Origin of the sequence: Streptomyces sp. NPDC006335 (assembly GCF_040612795.1) — a bacterium.
Taxonomy (GTDB): Bacteria; Actinomycetota; Actinomycetes; order Streptomycetales; family Streptomycetaceae; genus Streptomyces.
The window spans coordinates 249,632-266,007 of sequence record NZ_JBEXQX010000010.1 but is presented as its reverse complement, the minus strand read 5'-3'; the positions used below and the strand labels follow the sequence as shown (position 1 = coordinate 266,007).

General features: G+C 70.1%; 18 protein-coding genes. 6 read left to right on the top strand and 12 right to left on the bottom strand.

Features of this window, described 5'->3' with window-relative positions; translation table 11 throughout:
• Position 1: 1 nt before the first annotated feature.
• Positions 2-1,210, top strand: coding sequence for a cytochrome P450 (locus ABZ098_RS27370; protein WP_356595453.1), 1,209 nt, complete (start codon positions 2-4; stop codon positions 1,208-1,210).
• 146 nt (positions 1,211-1,356) lie between these two features.
• A complete protein-coding gene (locus ABZ098_RS27365; protein WP_356595451.1) occupies positions 1,357-1,809 on the top strand; it encodes a DUF5707 domain-containing protein in 453 nt (150 codons plus the stop codon).
• A 65-nt stretch (positions 1,810-1,874) separates the two neighbouring features.
• On the opposite strand, the gene ABZ098_RS27360 is transcribed toward ABZ098_RS27365, so the two are convergent.
• From ABZ098_RS27360 to ABZ098_RS27350, 3 genes are read right to left on the bottom strand one after another with little or no spacing between them, the layout of a single operon-like run.
• Positions 1,875-2,138: a hypothetical protein gene (locus ABZ098_RS27360; protein WP_356595449.1), complete on the bottom strand. Its 264-nt coding sequence runs from the start codon at positions 2,136-2,138 to the stop codon at positions 1,875-1,877.
• Positions 2,139-2,170: 32 nt separating this feature from the next.
• The gene (locus ABZ098_RS27355) at positions 2,171-3,739 is read right to left on the bottom strand and encodes an ABC transporter permease (protein ID WP_356595447.1); all 1,569 of its coding nucleotides are present in this window, start codon (positions 3,737-3,739) and stop codon (positions 2,171-2,173) included.
• On the bottom strand, positions 3,736-4,623 hold the full coding sequence (locus tag ABZ098_RS27350) for an ABC transporter ATP-binding protein (protein ID WP_356595444.1): 888 nt from the start codon (positions 4,621-4,623) through the stop codon (positions 3,736-3,738). The genes ABZ098_RS27355 and ABZ098_RS27350 overlap by 4 nt, the downstream gene beginning before the upstream one ends.
• Positions 4,624-4,697: 74 nt before the next feature.
• Between ABZ098_RS27350 and ABZ098_RS27345 the strand changes: the two genes are divergently transcribed.
• Positions 4,698-5,189, top strand: coding sequence for a MarR family transcriptional regulator (locus ABZ098_RS27345; RefSeq protein WP_356595442.1), 492 nt, complete (start codon positions 4,698-4,700; stop codon positions 5,187-5,189).
• Here the strand turns inward: ABZ098_RS27345 and ABZ098_RS27340 are convergent.
• A complete protein-coding gene (locus ABZ098_RS27340; RefSeq protein ID WP_356595440.1) occupies positions 5,186-6,694 on the bottom strand; it encodes an APC family permease in 1,509 nt (502 codons plus the stop codon). The genes ABZ098_RS27345 and ABZ098_RS27340 overlap by 4 nt on opposite strands.
• Before the next feature lie 132 nt (positions 6,695-6,826).
• Positions 6,827-7,672 carry a diacylglycerol kinase gene (locus tag ABZ098_RS27335; RefSeq protein ID WP_356595439.1) on the bottom strand — a complete coding sequence of 282 codons (846 nt, stop codon included), beginning with the start codon at positions 7,670-7,672 and terminating at the stop codon, positions 6,827-6,829.
• Positions 7,673-7,860: 188 nt separating this feature from the next.
• On the opposite strand from ABZ098_RS27335, the gene ABZ098_RS27330 reads away from it, so the two are divergent.
• Both ABZ098_RS27330 and ABZ098_RS27325 read left to right on the top strand, forming a co-directional pair.
• The gene (locus ABZ098_RS27330) at positions 7,861-9,144 is read left to right on the top strand and encodes an adenylosuccinate synthase (protein WP_356595437.1); all 1,284 of its coding nucleotides are present in this window, start codon (positions 7,861-7,863) and stop codon (positions 9,142-9,144) included.
• Between the two features lie 148 nt (positions 9,145-9,292).
• Entirely contained in the window at positions 9,293-11,101 is a 1,809-nt protein-coding gene (locus ABZ098_RS27325; protein WP_356595435.1) for a 5'-nucleotidase C-terminal domain-containing protein, read from the top strand.
• A 31-nt stretch (positions 11,102-11,132) separates the two neighbouring features.
• Here the strand turns inward: ABZ098_RS27325 and ABZ098_RS27320 are convergent, their stop codons facing one another.
• The 4 genes from ABZ098_RS27320 to ABZ098_RS27305 form a co-directional block, all read right to left on the bottom strand.
• Positions 11,133-11,504 (bottom strand): peptidase inhibitor family I36 protein, encoded by a 372-nt coding sequence (locus ABZ098_RS27320; protein ID WP_356595433.1) that lies wholly within the window; start codon positions 11,502-11,504, stop codon positions 11,133-11,135.
• The gene (locus tag ABZ098_RS27315; RefSeq protein ID WP_356595431.1) at positions 11,501-12,043 is read right to left on the bottom strand and encodes a hypothetical protein; all 543 of its coding nucleotides are present in this window, start codon (positions 12,041-12,043) and stop codon (positions 11,501-11,503) included. The genes ABZ098_RS27320 and ABZ098_RS27315 overlap by 4 nt, the downstream gene beginning before the upstream one ends.
• Before the next feature lie 7 nt (positions 12,044-12,050).
• Positions 12,051-12,416 carry a hypothetical protein gene (locus ABZ098_RS27310; protein WP_356595429.1) on the bottom strand — a complete coding sequence of 122 codons (366 nt, stop codon included), beginning with the start codon at positions 12,414-12,416 and terminating at the stop codon, positions 12,051-12,053.
• Positions 12,417-12,517: 101 nt separating this feature from the next.
• Entirely contained in the window at positions 12,518-12,829 is a 312-nt protein-coding gene (locus tag ABZ098_RS27305; RefSeq protein WP_356595427.1) for a hypothetical protein, read from the bottom strand.
• A 212-nt stretch (positions 12,830-13,041) separates the two neighbouring features.
• Here ABZ098_RS27305 and ABZ098_RS27300 point away from each other — a divergent pair, with 212 nt between their 5' ends.
• Entirely contained in the window at positions 13,042-13,335 is a 294-nt protein-coding gene (locus ABZ098_RS27300) for a hypothetical protein (protein WP_356595425.1), read from the top strand.
• Between the two features lie 12 nt (positions 13,336-13,347).
• On the opposite strand, the gene ABZ098_RS27295 is transcribed toward ABZ098_RS27300, so the two are convergent.
• The 3 genes from ABZ098_RS27295 to ABZ098_RS27285 all read right to left on the bottom strand — a co-directional run bounded on the left by ABZ098_RS27295 (position 13,348) and on the right by ABZ098_RS27285 (position 16,267).
• A complete protein-coding gene (locus ABZ098_RS27295; RefSeq protein ID WP_352387682.1) occupies positions 13,348-13,998 on the bottom strand; it encodes a hypothetical protein in 651 nt (216 codons plus the stop codon).
• A gap of 119 nt (positions 13,999-14,117) precedes the next feature.
• The gene (locus ABZ098_RS27290) at positions 14,118-14,819 is read right to left on the bottom strand and encodes a GntR family transcriptional regulator (RefSeq protein ID WP_356595423.1); all 702 of its coding nucleotides are present in this window, start codon (positions 14,817-14,819) and stop codon (positions 14,118-14,120) included.
• Positions 14,820-14,911: 92 nt separating this feature from the next.
• Entirely contained in the window at positions 14,912-16,267 is a 1,356-nt protein-coding gene (locus ABZ098_RS27285; RefSeq protein ID WP_356595422.1) for an aspartate aminotransferase family protein, read from the bottom strand.
• Positions 16,268-16,376 lie beyond the last annotated feature (109 nt).

Genomic DNA, 16,376 nt, shown 5'->3' with positions numbered 1-16,376 from the left:
CATGACCGCCTTCGATCCCTGGGACCCGGCCTTCCTCGCCGACCCCTACCCCGCCTACGCCGAGCTCCGCGCCAAGGGCCGTGTGCAGTACTACGAGCCCACCAATCAGTGGCTCGTCCCGCACCACGCGGACGTCTCCGCGCTGCTCAGGGACCGCAGGCTCGGGCGGACCTACCAGCACCGGTTCACGCACGAGGACTTCGGGCGGACCGCGCCGCCCGCCGCGCACGAGCCGTTCCACACGCTCAACGACCACGGGATGCTCGACCTGGAGCCGCCGGACCACACCCGGATCCGGCGCCTGGTGTCGAAGGCGTTCACCCCGCGCACGGTCGAGCAGCTCAGGCCGTACGTGACCGATCTGGCCGGTGAGCTGGTGGACCGGCTCGTCGCGGAGGGCGGCGGTGATCTGCTGACCGATGTCGCCGAGCCGCTGCCCGTCGCCGTGATCGCCGAGATGCTGGGGATCCCCGAGAAGGACCGGGCGCCCCTGCGGCCCTGGTCGGCGGACATCTGCGGGATGTACGAGTTGAATCCGTCGGAGGCCGTGGCCGAAAGGGCCGTGCGGGCGTCCGTCGAGTTCTCGGAGTACCTGCGGGAGCTCATCGCCGAGCGGCGAAAAGAGCCCGGTGACGACCTGATCTCGGGGCTCATCGCCGCGCACGACGAGGGCGACCGGCTCACCGAGCAGGAGATGATCTCCACGGCCGTACTGCTGCTCAACGCCGGTCACGAAGCCACCGTGAACTCCACGGTCAACGGCTGGTACGCCCTCTTTCGCAACCCGGAGCAGCTCGCCGCACTGCGCGCGGACCACTCCCTCGTCCCGAGGGCCGTCGAAGAGCTCATGCGCTACGACACCCCCCTCCAGCTCTTCGAACGCTGGGTCCTGGACGACATCGAGATCGACGGCACGACCATCCCGCGCGGTGCCGAGATCGCCCTCCTCTTCGGCTCCGCCAACCACGACCCCGAGGTGTTCCGCGACCCCGAGCGCCTCGACCTCGCCCGCGTCGACAACCCGCACATCTCCTTCAGCGCCGGTATCCACTACTGCATCGGCGCGCCCCTGGCCCGTATCGAACTGGCCGCCTCCATGAAGGCCCTGCTGGAGAAGGCCCCGACACTCGCCCTGGCGGCGGAGCCGGAGCGCAAGCCGAACTTCGTGATCCGGGGGTTGGAGGGGCTGCGCGTCCACGTCCTCCCGTAGGTAGGTGCGAGGACGCAACGGCCGTTACTCAGGCCCCAGTTGAGTACGCGTGCTCATACCCGGCGCTCGCCGCGCGGCCAGTATGGACGCACGGCGCCGACGAGAGCGCCGGTGGGATCCAACTGTGCCTTTCAGGAGAGCCTGTCATGTCGCGTCGTATCGCTGTGTCCGTCGCCGTCGGTGTCGTCGTCCTCGGTGCTGCCGGCGGCTTCGCCCTCGCCTACGCCGGTGACCAGTCGCCGGCGCTGGCACACAGCACGGCCCGCTACACCGCTCCCGCCGCCGACCGCGACGGCTCGCTGACCTTCACGACCGACGTCACCGCGTCCTCCGACGTCAAGAGCGTGAAGGTGCTGGCCTGGCCGGCGAACTCGTCCTTCGCCAAGGAAGGGCTGACGGCCAAGGACATGGCCGCGGTCGAGTCGGCCGTCTGCAAGCCCTCGGGTGGGGACAGCGAGCGGTGCACCTACAAGGTCGCCGTCACCCGCGCCGACGCCGAAGGTTCCCCGCGGGGCCTGTGGCACGTGGCCGTCCTGGTCACCGCCGAGGACGGCGACACGACCCTCGACACCAAGGCGGCCGACTTCACGGTCGCCTGACCCCGCCCGTCAGTCCGGCAAAGTCAGTCCGGCCCGGTCAGTCCGGCAAAGTCAGTCCGGCCCGGTCAGTCCTGCCGGGGCCGGCCCCGACCCCGATCCACCACCCGCATCACCACAGTGAGGGCCAGGAGGGGCAGCAAAGCTCCCCCCAGCACCACGAACGGCAGCTCCGTGAGCAGGACCGTCCAGTCCATGCCCTCGTTCTCGAACCCTCCGCCGAGGTGGCGCCGGGTGCGGGGCAGGGACAGCCACAGCGAGGGTGCCCCGATCGCACCCACCGCGGAGAGCGCACAGCCGCCGCAGGTCACTCCGTCCGCTCTCCGCTCCATGGAGACGAGGACGCGCGCGACCGGCCCCCGGTTCAGGTCGTCAGGTCCCGGCGCCGCAGTCCCGCCAGACCCCCCGCCACCAGCGCCCCCGCGAGTGCGAGCAGGAGCAGTACCGGCGCCCACTCCATCTCCCCGCCCGGCAGCTTCGGCAGGTGGCCGAAGGGGGAGAGGTCCAGGACGCTCTGCGGGGCGTCGAGGGCCGGGCCGACCCAGCCGATCAGCAGCACCGCCCCGGCGACTCCCCAGGCCAGGGGAGCGAGGCGCGGGGCCAGGCCGTACAGCAGGACCGTGAGACCGCCGATCACCCACACCCCGGCCACCTGCACCAGGCACGCGCCCAGGATCGGGCCGACCTCCTTGCCGTAGCCCGCGGCGAAGCCGAGTCCCGCGATCAGCATGATGAGCGCCGAGCCGCCGAAGGCGATCACCAGATGGCCCGAGGCCCACCGCAGTCGGCCCACCGCGTTCGCCAGCACCGGCTCCGCCCGCATCGACGTCTCCTCGCCGTGCAGCCGCAGCACCGACGCGACCACGTACAGCGCGGCCACCAGCCCCAGCATCCCGGTCATCGAGGCGAGGAAGGCGTCCGTGATCCCGGATTGTCCGCCCATCCGCTCGAAGATCTCGCGGGCCTTGGCGTTGTCGCCGACCAGGTCGGCCACGCCGTCCGTGAGACCGCCGTAGACCACCCCGGCCAGGAAGAAGCCGAGCGACCAGCCGAAAACACCGCCCCGCTGGAGCCGCCAGGCCAGCGCGCCCGCCGTGCCAAGGCGGCCGACAGCGGGCCCGGGGCGGGTCGGCACGAAGCTCATGCCCACGTCCCTGCGGCCCGCCAGCACGTAGGCCGACGCGGCCTGTACCGCGATCGCCGCCGCGAACAGCAGCAGCACCCACCAGCGTTCACCGGCGAAGGGACGCAGTTGGGACAGCCAGCCCAGCGGTGACAGCCACGTCCATACCGACGAGCCGTCGCTCGACACCGAGTCCCCCGCCGCCCGCAGCGCGAAGGCCGCACCCAGCACCCCCGCCGTCAGGCCCCGCGCCAGCCGCGCGCTCTCCGTCAGCTGCGCGACGATCGCCGCCATGGTCGCGAAGAGCATGCCCACAGCGGCGAGTCCGAGGCCGAACGCCAGCGCGCCCGCCACTCCCTGGCCCGCCAGCCCCGCCGTCACCAGCAGGGCCAGCACCCCGCTCGCCACCGCCGCCGCCAGCAGCGCCGCCGTCAGGGAGGCCCGTCGGCCCACCACCCCGGAGGCGATCAGCTCCTGCCGTCCGCTCTCCTCCTCGTCACGGGTGTGGCGTACGACGACCAGGAGGCCGGTGACCGCGGCCAGCGCCCCCGCGTAGACGCCGACGCGCCAGGCGGTGAGGGCGCCGAGGGAGTCGTCGAAGACCGGGCCGATCAGCGCGCGGAAGGAGGAGGTGGTGGCCACCTGGTGCAGCAGGTCGGCGCGCTCGGCCGAGGTGCCGTACAGGCCCTTGAGGGTGTTCGGCATGGAGAGGACCATCAGGGCGTTCACCGCCACCCACACCGGGATCATCAGCCGGTCGCGGCGCAGGTTGAAGCGGAGCAGTACGCCGGTGCCCGCGAGGGAGGTCACGACGCCTCCTGGTAGTGACGCAGGAACAGTTCCTCCAGCGTCGGCGGTGTCGACGTCAGCGAGCGCACCCCCGACTCGCTCAACTGCCTCAGCACCGCGTCGAGTTTGTCCGTGTCCACCTGGAGCCGGACCCGGTGGCCCTGGACGTCGAGGTCGTGCACGCCCGGCAGGTGCGCCAACCCGCTGGGCGGGCCCGCGAGTTCGGCCGTGACGCTGGTGCGGGTGAGGTGGCGCAGGTCGGCGAGCGAGCCCGTCTCGACCGTGCGGCCGCGCCGGATGATGCTCACCCTGTCGCACAACTCCTCGACCTCGCTGAGGATGTGGGACGACAGCAGGACCGTACGGCCGCGTTCGCGCTCCTCCTCGACGCAGCGCTGGAAGACCTCCTCCATCAGGGGGTCAAGGCCCGAGGTGGGCTCGTCCAGGATCAGCAGGTCCACGTCCGAGGCGAACGCGGCGACCAGGGCGACCTTCTGCCGGTTGCCCTTGGAGTAGGTGCGGCCCTTCTTGGTGGGGTCCAGCTCGAAGCGTTCGATCAGTTCGGCGCGCCTCGTGGTGGAGAGACCGCCGCGCAGACGGCCGTAGAGGTCGATGACCTCGCCGCCGGAGAGGTTGCGCCACAGCGTCACGTCCCCCGGGACGTAGGCGATCCGGCGGTGCACCTCGACCGCGTCGGCCCAGGGGTCGCGGCCCAGCACCCGCGCGGCGCCGGAGTCGGCGCGCAGCAGGCCGAGCAGGACGCGGATGGCGGTGGATTTGCCGGCGCCGTTGGGGCCGAGGAAGCCGTGCACCTCGCCGGTCTCGACGTCCAGGTCGAGGCCGTCGAGGGCGTGGGTCCCGCCGAACGACTTGTGGAGCCCGGAGACGCTGATTGCCTTCGTCATGGTTCAGAACGTACGCTTCTTTCAGAAATTTGTGAAGTTAAGGAAGCGTATGAAGCTCCGTTAAGGTGGTGACCATGACGGATGCGGTGGAGCGGGACCCGGACGCGGTCTCGAAGTTCGTGGAGAGCTTCGCGGCCCAGCTCGTCGAGGCCGGGATGCAGCGCATGCCGGCCCGGGTGTTCGCCGCGCTCCTGTCCTCCGACGAGGGCACCATGACCTCCGCCGAACTGGGCGAGCAGTTGCAGATCAGCCCGGCCGCGGTCTCCGGGGCGGTGCGCTATCTCGCCCAGACGCACATGGTCTCGCGCGAGCGCGAGCCCGGTTCACGCCGGGAGCGCTACCGGGTGCACGGCGACCAGTGGTACGAGGCCCTCACCAACCGCGAGGCGATCATCAAGCGGTGGGAGGGCGCCCTGCGCGAGGGCGTCAGCAGTCTCGGTGCCGACACCCCGGCGGGACGCCGCATGGCCGAGACGCTCGCCTTCTTCGAGTTCGTCGAGGGCGAGGTCGCGGCCATGATGGAGCGGTGGCGGGCGCACCGCGAGAAGCTGTTCGGGAGCCCCTAGCGCTCCTTGGTCTCCTCCAGCACCGTCCGCCCCAGCAGCAGATACCGCTCGGGCGCGCGCCGCTTCAGGTACTGCGCGTACCCGATGCCCAGTGCCGCGACCGCCGCCACCAGCCACGGCGTGGCCTTCAGCACCAGCGAACCGGACTCCGTGCCCGCCGCCGCGCCCATGTTGGAGACCAGCAGGCCGACCACCGCGAGCATCGCCACCCCGCCGACCAGCGGGGCCGTGAGGGTCCGGAACCAGTGCCGGCTCTCGGGGTGGTGGCCGCGGAAGTACACCAGCACCGCGAAGGAGCACACCGCCTGCACGACCAGGATCGCCATGGTGCCGAGGATCGCGAGCAGCACGTAGGTGCCGGTGTACGGGTCCTTGCCGGCCGCCCAGAACGCCAGCAGGAGTACGGCCGTCACGACCGTCTGCACCAGGCCCGCGAGGTGCGGCGAGCCGTGCCGGGGGTGGGTGCGGCCGACCGTGTTCTTCAGCGAGGGCAGGACGCCCTCGCGGCCCAGCGCGTACATGTAGCGGGCGGCGCAGTTGTGGAAGGCCATGCCGCAGGCCAGCGACCCGGTGATCATCAGCCACTGCATGACGTCGACCGCCCAGTGGCCGACGTACCGCTCGGTGGGGCCGAAGAACAGCGCGAGGGGGTTGTCGGTGGCGACCTTGACCGCGTTCGCCTCGCCGGTGCCCGAGATGGCCATCCAGGAGACGAACACGTAGAAGACGCCGACGCCGAGGACGGAGATCATCGTCGCCTTGGGGATGATCTTCTTCGGGTTGCGGGACTCCTCGCCGTACATCGCCGTCGACTCGAAGCCGACCCACGACCAGAACGCGAAGTAGAGGCCGAGACCGGCGGACGTGCCCTGGAAGGCGTTGACCGGATTCACCGGGTCGAGGCTGAAGCCGTCCGGGCCGCCGCCGTGGAAGGCCACCGAGACCGCCATCGCGGCGAGGACCGTCACCTCGGTGGCGAGCAGGACGACCAGGAGCTTCTCGGCGACCGAGACACCGAACCAGGTGCCCGTCGCGTTGACCGCGAGCATCAGGGCCGCGAAAGCCCACCAGGGGATGTGCGTCCCCGTCTGGTCCTTGAGCGTCTCCGTCGCGAACGTCGAGAAGATGCCGATGAGCGCCGGCTCGAAGACCACGTAGGCGAAGGTGGCGAGCAGTCCCGACGCGAGACCCACGGTGCGGCCGAGGCCGTAGGAGATGAAGCCGTAGAAGGCTCCCGTCGAGGTGATGTGCTTCGCCATCGAGGTGAAGCCGACGGAAAAGATTGCCAGGACGACCATTGCGACGAGATAGCTCGCGGGGGCGCCGATGCCGTTGCCCGCGGAGACCATGAAGGGCACGTTGCCCGTCATCGCGGTGATCGGCGCGGCGGTCGCCACGGCCATGAAGACCACGCCGAGCAGGCCGACCGCGTTGGGTTTCAGCCGGTGGACCGTGCCGTCGCCGTCCGTTTTCGCCGCCGGGGCGACTCCCTCGTCCACTGCCATCGGCCGGCCCCTCTCCCTTGCCCGTCCACAGCGTGCCGGACCGGAACTCTCCAGCCCGAATGAGTCGAGCAAGGGTCTCGGGGCGTTAAATGTTTGTCAACCATACCTTTAGAGTCGCCAGCACGGCGAGAATCAGGAAGGGAGCACCAGCCCCACGGCCCGCTCCCGCACCGTCCACGTCCGCCTGCGCACCGGCCCGCCCACCCCCGCGTCCGCCCGGTAGCGGAAGTCCGCCCCGGTGACGGTCACCGTCCTGCCGGTGGCCAGCAGCGGGGACGCCTCCGCCCCCACCGACAGCGGACGCACCTCCACCGAGGCCAGGCCGCCGCCGGAGCCCGGGGTCACCGAGACCGCCTCCAGGGGCTGGTCCAGGTCCACCAGGGTCACCCCGTCGACCTCCACCCGCAGCCGCGAGGGCCCGGGAACGGCGGGCACGGTCTCCCGGGCGGGACGGGCCGGCACCAGGGTCCGTACGAGGGACTGGCAGGTCCGCAGCCAGGGCCGCGCGGCCTCCAGCGGCTCCTCCCGCGCGGCCGGGGCGGGGATCCGCAGCGCTCCGAGGACCACCCCGTCGCTGTCGTCCACCAACATGTCGAGGCGCCGCTCGGCCCCCTCCAGGACCGCCCGTGCGGCCGCGACCGCGCCGGTGGGCACCCCCAGCGCGTGGGCGATGCCCAGGACCGGGCCCACCGGCACCACCGACAGCACGCATTCGGCCAGCTCCCGCTGCCGGTGCAGCAGCACCACCGTCCGCATCAGCGCACGGTCGTCGCCGACCACCACCGGGCGCCGCGAACCGCGCCGGGCCAGTGCCCGGGCGAACTCCTCGGGGCCGTCCGGCAGACACACCTTCGTCGCCGCACCCGCGCTGAGCACGTCTTTCACGATCCGTACGGACTCGCCGTCCGTCTGCCGGGCGACCGGGTCGATGACCACCAGCAGCTGATCGGACGTCGCGGAAGTCGCCACCTCGGCCATGCCTCGCTTCCTCGGGTAGCATCTTGGTGCAAGAGCCCCTTGCGCTATTGCGCCAGGGGCTTCGTCTATTCCGGGGCAACCGGGTCCGACGGGCAGCGGCCGACGACGGCCGTGGTGCACGCGACGGAGGAACCGTACGCGTACGCCCCCGACCTTGGACATGCCCCGCCCGGAAGGGGTGTACGCGCGTGCCCGCACTTGTGCTGCTCGGTGCTCAGTGGGGTGACGAAGGCAAGGGAAAGGCAACCGACCTGCTCGGTGGCTCGGTGGACTATGTGGTGCGCTACCAGGGCGGCAACAACGCCGGCCACACGGTAGTCGTGGGCGATCAGAAGTACGCCCTCCACCTCCTCCCTTCCGGAATCCTGTCTCCGGGGTGCACCCCGGTCATCGGCAACGGTGTCGTCGTCGATCCGTCGGTCCTGTTCTCCGAGCTGAACGGACTGAACGACCGCGGCGTCGACACCTCCAAGCTCCTGATCAGCGGTAACGCCCACATCATCACGCCGTACAACGTCACCGTGGACAAGGTGACGGAACGCTTCCTCGGAAAGCGCAAGATCGGCACCACCGGTCGCGGCATCGGACCGACCTACGCGGACAAGATCAACCGCGTGGGCATCCGCATCCAGGACCTGTACGACGAGTCGATCCTGACCCAGAAGGTCGAGGCGGCCCTCGACGGCAAGAACCAGCTCCTGACCAAGGTCTTCAACCGCCGGGCCATCGAGGTCGGCCAGGTCGTCGAGGAACTGCTGGGCTACGCGGACCGGCTCAAGCCGTACGTCGCCGACACGGTGCTGGTCCTCAACCAGGCCCTGGAGCAGGACAAGGTCGTCCTGTTCGAGGGCGGCCAGGGCACGCTCCTGGACATCGACCACGGCACGTACCCCTTCGTCACCTCCTCCAACCCGACCGCGGGCGGCGCCTGCACCGGCGCCGGCGTGGGCCCGACGAAGATCAGCCGGGTCATCGGCATCCTCAAGGCCTACACGACCCGCGTCGGCTCGGGCCCGTTCCCGACCGAGCTGTTCGACGAGGACGGCGACGCGCTGCGCCGCATCGGCGGTGAGCGGGGTGTCACCACCGGCCGTGACCGTCGCTGCGGCTGGTTCGACGCGGTGATCGCCCGGTACGCGACCCGCGTCAACGGCCTCACCGACTTCTTCCTCACCAAGCTCGACGTGCTCACCGGCTGGGAGCAGATCCCGGTCTGTGTCGCGTACGAGATCGACGGTCGGCGGGTCGAGGAACTGCCGTACTCCCAGACCGACTTCCACCACGCGAAGCCGGTCTACGAGTACCTGCCCGGCTGGAGCGAGGACATCACGAAGGCCAAGACCTTCGCCGACCTCCCGAAGAACGCCCAGGACTACGTGAAGGCGCTGGAGGAGATGTCCGGCGCCCCGATCTCCGCGATCGGCGTGGGCCCGGGCCGGGACGAGACGATCGAGATCAACTCGTTCCTGTAAATCCCTTTTGGGTGTCAGCCGTCGGGCCGGTCAGGGACTTCCTTGACCGGCCCATGGCCATTTCCTGGTTCCCGCCGACACGGGTGTGAGACCAGCATCTACGCGTGTAGTGCCTTCCCTCTCGCCCCGTGCCCCCAGGAGCTCCGCCATGCCCGTCAGTCCCCTCAACCGCCGGGACTTCGTGAAGAAGTCGGCCGTCACCGGGGCGGCCGTGGCCGTCGCGGGGGCGGTGGGAGCGCCCGCCGCCGAGGCCGCCGAGTCCAAGCCGACGAAGAAGAACCGCACCTGGTCCTTCTCCATCCTCGGCACCACCGACCTGCACAGCCACGTCTTCGACTGGGACTACTACCTCGACAAGGCCTACTCCGACGCCAAGGGCAACTCCGTCGGTGTCGCCCGGGTCGCCACGCTCATCAAGCAGCAGCGCGCGGCCAAGGGCGAGGAGCACGTCCTGCTCGTCGACGCCGGTGACATCATCCAGGGCACCTCCCTCGCCTACTACTTCGCGCGCGTGCAGCCCATCACCGACAAGGGCGCGCCGAAGCACCCGATGGCCGTCGCCATGAACCACATGCGCTACGACGCCGCCGCCCTCGGCAACCACGAGTTCAACTACGGCATCGAGGTGCTCAGGAAGTTCGAGAGCCAGTGCCGCTTCCCGCTGCTGGGCGCCAACGCCCTCGACGCGAAGACACTGAAGCCCGCCTTCCAGCCGTACACCGTGAAGCGGATCTGCGTGCCGGGCGCCCCCGACATCAAGGTCGGCATCCTCGGCCTCACCAACCCCGGCATCGCCCTGTGGGACAAGGACAACGTCAGCGGCAGGATGGTCTTCCCCGGCCTGGTCGAACAGGCGAAGAAGTACGTGCCCCGGCTGCGCGCCCTCGGCTGTGACGTCGTCTTCCTCACCGACCACTCCGGCCTCGACGGCAGTTCGTCGTACGGCGACGAGCTCCCGTACGTCGAGAACGCCTCCAACCTCGTCGCCCAGCAGGTCCCCGGCATCGACGCGATCCTGGTCGGGCACACCCACGTCGAGGTGCCGTCGTACACGGTGAAGAACGACGAGACCGGCGAGGACGTGCTGCTCTCCGAGCCGTACTGCTGGGGCTACCGGCTCAGCGTGTTCGACTTCGAGCTGGAACTCGTGCGCGGGCAGTGGAAGGTCACCAAGAAGACCGCGCAGACCCTCAACCCGAACACCGTGGACGAGGACCCGGAGATCAAGAAGCTCCTGGAGGCCGACCACGAGCTGGTCGTGAAGTACGTCAACACGCCCGTCGGCACCTGCACCCAGGACCTCTCCGCGGCGGACTCCTGCTGGAAGGACGTCCCCATCATGGACTTCATCCACCAGGTCCAGATGGACACGGTCAAGGCGGGGCTCTCGGCCTCCGACGCCGCCCTCCCGCTGATCTCCGTCGCCGCGCCCTTCTCCCGCACCGCCGACATCCCCGCGGGCAGCGTCACCATCAAGGACATCGCCGGGCTCTACATCTACGACAACACCCTGTACGGCAAGAAGCTCACCGGGGCCCAGCTCAAGGACTACCTGGAGTACGCGGCGAAGTACTACCACCAGGTGCCGGCGGGCACGGCCGTGGACACCTCGACGCTGACCAACGCCAACAGCTTCTGGGACTACATGTACGACACGGCCGCGGGCGTCTCGTACGACATCGACATCGCGGCGGCCGAGGGCTCCCGCATCAAGAACCTTTCCTACAACGGGACTTCGGTCACCGACGACCAGGTCTTCGTCGTCGCCGTCAACAACTACCGGGCCAACGGCGGCTCCGGCTACCCGCACATCGCGTCCGCCGACATCGCCTACAGCTCCACCAACGAGATCCGCCAGCTCATGATCGACTACGTCACCTCCAAGGGCACCCTGGACCCGAAGGACTTCGCGGTCACCAACTGGCGGCTGACGCAGGGCGGGACGCCGGTCTTCTGACCGGAGCCCCGCCGCACGGGCGGCCGGTGGCTCAGCAGCCGGTCGCCCAGATGTGGGAGTCACCGCGGTCGTTGGCCACGCCGTTGTAGCCGGCCTCCTGGCCGGGCGCGAGACAGATGGTCATCGGGCCGGACTGGTGGGCGGAGGCGTACACCTTGACGTGGTCCTTGATGCCGGGGCCCGAGATGCCGTGGTTGGCCCAGGACGAGTCCTGGTCGGCGATGTTGCCCTCCCACCAGCCGTCGTCGCCCGTCCACTCGATCTTCTGGCCCTGGTAGTTCGCGTCCGTCCACGCGCAGAAGTTCCCGCTGCCGCAGGCCGCCGCCTGGGCCGAGGCCGAGGTGGCGAGGACGGCTCCGGTGGCGAGCAGTCCGGCGGACAGGACGGCGATGAAGCGCTTCACTGGTTTCCCTTCGGGTGGGTGGTACCTGAGTGGGTGGTACCTGGATGGGTGGTGCCGCCGCCCTCCAGCAGGGCGGTCGCCTGGGTGAGGGCGCGGGCCCGCAGCCGCCGCCACTCCGCGATCTCCGCCCGGTGCGCGGCACGGACCTCGGAGAGCGGGCGGCCGGTCCTGGCGGCCTCGGGCTTGAGGTTGTTGACGACGACCGACGTACGGAACCAGCGGTCCTGGTCGCCGTAGAGCCGCCGTTGCGCGGCCGCGAGGCAGCCGTCGGTATGGGTACGGACGACATATCCGGTGGGCAGCCGGAGCGACAGCTCCGCTCTGCCGGTGCCGAACAGGGCGTCGGACACCCGCTGTCGGCCCGACTTCGGGGTGAGGCCCCGCCGGGTCAGACAGTCGTCGGTGAGCGCGCGGGTGGCCGCCTTGATGACGTCGTCGGCCGGGGGCGCCGGGTTCGGGGCCCCTGCCGAGCAGGCGGACGCGGTGAGGAGGGCCAGGAGGGTGAGGACGGCCGGGGCCGTCGCCGTACGGGCACGCATGAACGGGTCAGCCGGCCTGGCAGCCCATGGTGGAGTCACTGACCCCGTCGAACTTCGTGGCCCAGCTCCAGTTGTCGGAGTAGTCGTCCGGCCGGATCGCCCGGTACAGGCATGCGCCGCCGCCCTGGAAGCTGATCGCGTACACGGTCACCGGCGCGTGCGAGTCGAAGGAATACGCGTGCCGCTTCACCCGCGGCGCCGCCTCCTTGTACCCGGGCGGCGCGTAGTCCCAGGCGCCGCCGGGCCCCATCTGCCCCGGCTCGGCCCAGAAGTGGACATGCCCCGGCGGGACGGCAGCGGCGGCATGAGCGGGCGGGGCGGCGAGGGGTGACAGGGCGGCGAGCAGCACGGACGTGATCAAGGCAGAGCGCATGCGCGCTGCATGCCCAGCCGTTTATGGGCGTATGCGGATATTCACCCGTTCAGTGGATCATCGTCGGCCGGTGCTCGGAAGTGGTCTGGGTGAAGGGGTGCTCAGACCGTGGGCTGCGGGCGGTGGCGGCCGCTGAGGCTCCGGTACGCCGCCTCCAGCACCGCCACGTTCACCACGGCACCCGTGACGATCCCGGCCCACGCCGGCACCCTCGGCACCATCACGAACAGCAGCGAGGTCGGGGCCGTGACCACGAACGCCCAGACCCCGGCGAGGCTCGCGTCGGCGTGTTCGACGAAGAGGGCGTCCACGCAGACCCAGCCGAGGACGGCGGTCACGAGGAGCAGGTAGCCGAGCGCGAGCGGGTTGCGGAAGTGGCGCGAGCCGTTCATCGGGATCCCCCAGGAGGTCATCGCGGAGCTGCGGGCTCCGTCGGTGCCCCCCACGATGCCGGGGCACCGACGGCCCCCGCCTGAGTAGCGGTACTCAACCTCCCTGGGGCGCTCGGCCCGGACCTCGGAACGCCGCCCTGTGCGACGGCCCTCGGTACCCAAGGAGAAATGCCTCATTCGGGCATATTCTGGGACCGTGCATCCTGCGTGTCGATCTGGAGAAGGTGAGTGCGATGCGCGTACTGCTCAAGGTGTCCATGGACACGGACAAGGCGAACGAGGCCATCAGCAACGGCACCCTGCCGAAGCTGATCGAGTCGTCGCTGGAACAGATCAAGCCCGAGGCGGCCTACTTCACCTCCGAGAACGGTCAGCGCACCGCCTTCCTGTTCTTCGACATGGAGGACAGCTCACAGATGCCGGTGATCAGTGAGCCGTTCTTCATGAACCTGGGCGCCAAGGTCAGCTACACCCCGGTGATGAACCGCGAAGACCTGCAGAAGGGGCTCTCCCAGCTCGGACGCTGAACCCGGCGGTCCTCAGCTGAAGATGATCATCGAGCCCTGGGCGAGACTCCGGGTCGCCGCCGCGTGCAGCCCCAGCCAGACATGGCGTTCACGGGCGAAGGGGCTGGGGTCGTACGGGGCGGGGACGGCCGGCTCCTCCAGCTCGGTCGGGGCGCGCGGCGGCTCGGGGGGCGCCGGCGGGTTGGCCGGATCGATGCCGATCACCGGCGCCACGAACTCCAACTCCCTCAGCAGGGCCTGCGAGGACCCCAACGGGCCGCCGCCCGCGAGGAGTTCGTCGTTGGCCAGCGGGTGCGGGAAGTCGACGGGGACGTACGCGCCCGCGTGGTCGTAGTGCCAGACCAGATGGGACTGCTGGGCCGTCGTCTCGAACATCTCCAGCAACTGCTCGTAGTCGCCGCCCAGTTCGTCCACGGGGGTGACCGGCAGCCCGCACACCTGGAGCAGATAGGCACGGCGCAGGAAGTGCAGGGCGTCGTAGTCGAAACCGGCCACCGGGGCGACCTCGCCGGACAGGCCCGGCATGTACTGGTACACCGGCACCGGCGGCAACCCGGCCTCGGTGAGCACCTTGTTGTATTGCGCGAGTTCCTCGGCGAACGGGTTGTCCGGGGTGTGGCACAACACGTCGACGAGCGGGACCAGCCACAGGTCACAGGCCAAAAGACAGCTCCTCGGATACTCGCGGTGCGCGGATGTCCTCATAGGGTGGTCAAGGCAGGGTAGTCGGTGGGACGCCCGGACGGCTCCTGTAGTGCACGTTGTACCCGTGCCCGGCGCGCTCAGTCGGCGGTGAGGCCCTCGATGAGGGTCAGATAGTGGCCGTTGTAGGCGGCGAGGAGCTCGCGGGCGGCCTTGGTGTCCCGCTCGTACAGGGCGTCGGCCACCTCGGGGTGCCCGGACCACAGGCTGCCGCGCAGATCGGTGAGCCGGCGCAGGTGCTGGACCGTGCACACCCAGGTCTGCACGCGGAGCCGGTGCAGGAAGTCGGCGAGATAGGGGTTGCCGAACAGGATGCTCAGTTCACGCCAGAACCGCAGGTCGTAGCCGATCAGTACGGTCAGGTCGCCCGCGGTGGCGGCCCGCTGGGCCTCCTCGCCGCGCCGCCGTACGCCCGCCACGGCCGCGGCGGTACGGGGCTCGTCCAGCTCCTGGAGGACGCGGTGGCCGGCGTCGAGCGCCTGGAACATGCCGTCCGTGACCAGGTTGCGGGCCTCGATCATGCCGCGGTAGTCGTCGAGGGAGTACTCGTGCACGTGGAAGCCGCGGTGCTGGTCGGCCTCCAGGAGCCCCTGCGCGGACAGGTCGACGAGGGCCTCGCGGACCGGGGTCGCGGAGACGCCGTACTGCTCGGCGATCTCCTTGACGGTGAACTCCTGCCCCGGCTGGAGCCGCCCGGCCAGTACCTCGTCGCGCAGCGCGTCCGCGATCTGCTGCCGCAGTGTGCTGCGGGTGACGGCACCGTTGCCGCTGCTGCCGGGCATCGTCGGGGCGCCTCCCTCGCGCAGGTCCAGATGGCGTGCTCGTACACATGTCTACGAGCACGCCACCATACGCGTTCGAAGGCTCCGGAGATTTACTCCGTGTACTCGTCCGCCACGGAGAGCGCGGAGTCCAGCGCCGCGAGCCCTTCCTTGAGTTCGGCCTCGCTGACGTTGCACGGCGGCACGACATGGGTCCGGTTCATGTTGACGAACGGCCAGATGCCCTGCTTCTTCGCGGCGGCCCCGAACGCGGCCATCGGGGCGTTCGCCTCACCGGCCGCGTTGTACGGCACCAGCGGCTCGCGGGTCTCCTTGTTCTTCACCAGCTCCAGCGCCCAGAACATGCCCACGCCCCGCACCTCGCCGACGCTCGGGTGGCGCTCGGCGAGCTCCTTGAGCGCGGGCTCCAGGACGGCCGTACCGAGGTGCTTGGCGTTGTCGACGACGCCCTCCTCCGCCATGACGTTGATCGTCGCGACGGCGGCGGCGCAGGCGAGGGGGTGCCCTGAGTAGGTGAGCCCGCCGGGGTACGGCCGCTTACCGAAGGTGTCGGCGATCGCTCCCGAGATGGCGACCCCCCCGAGGGGCACGTATCCGCTGTTGACGCCCTTGGCGAAGGTCATGAGGTCGGGGGTCACACCGAACAGGTCGGCGGCGAACCACTCACCGGTCCGCCCGAACCCGGCCATCACCTCGTCCAGGACGAAGACGATCCCGTACGTGTCGCAGATCTCGCGGACCCCGGCGAGGTAGCCCGGCGGCGGCACCATGATCCCGGCGGTGCCGGGGATGGTCTCCAGGACGATGGCGGCGACGGTGGCGGGCCCCTCGAAGGCGATCGTCGTCTCCAGGTGCTCCAGCGCCCGCGCGGTCTCCTGCTCCTCGGTCTCGGCGTAGAAGCGGGACCGGTACAGGAAGGGCGCCCAGAAGTGCACGACCCCGGCGGAGGCGCTGTCGGAGGCCCAGCGCCGCGGGTCACCGGTGATGTTGACGGCCTGCTGCGTACCGCCGTGGTACGAGCGGTAGGCGGAGAGCACCTTGGTCCGGCCGGTGTGCAGCCGGGCCATCCGCACGGCGTGCTCGACGGCGTCCGCCCCGCCGTTGGTGAAGAAGATCTTGTCCAGGTCCCCCGGTGTCCGCTCGGCGATCAGCCGGGCCGCCTCCGACCGCGCCTCGATGGCGAAGGCGGGCGCGAAGGTCGTCATCTTCGCCGCCTGCTCCTGTATCGCGGCGACGACCTTCGGGTGCTGGTACCCGATGTTGGTGTAGACGAGCCCGCTGGTGAAGTCGAGATAGCGGTTGCCGTCGTAGTCCCAGAAGTACGAGCCCTCGGCACCGGCGACGGCGAGCGGGTCGATGAGCTCCTGCGCGGACCAGGAGTGGAACACATGAGCACGGTCCGCGGCCTTCACGGCGGCGCCGACCTCGGGGTGTGGCTGAGGGGTCATGCCAGTGAGCGTAAATGTCCGCGATACGGAATCGGTATGGGCGTCCTGTCTGTGGACGGGGGCTTTCCGCGACAGGTTGTCCAGCGCCGACCCATTGACAACATGCTGT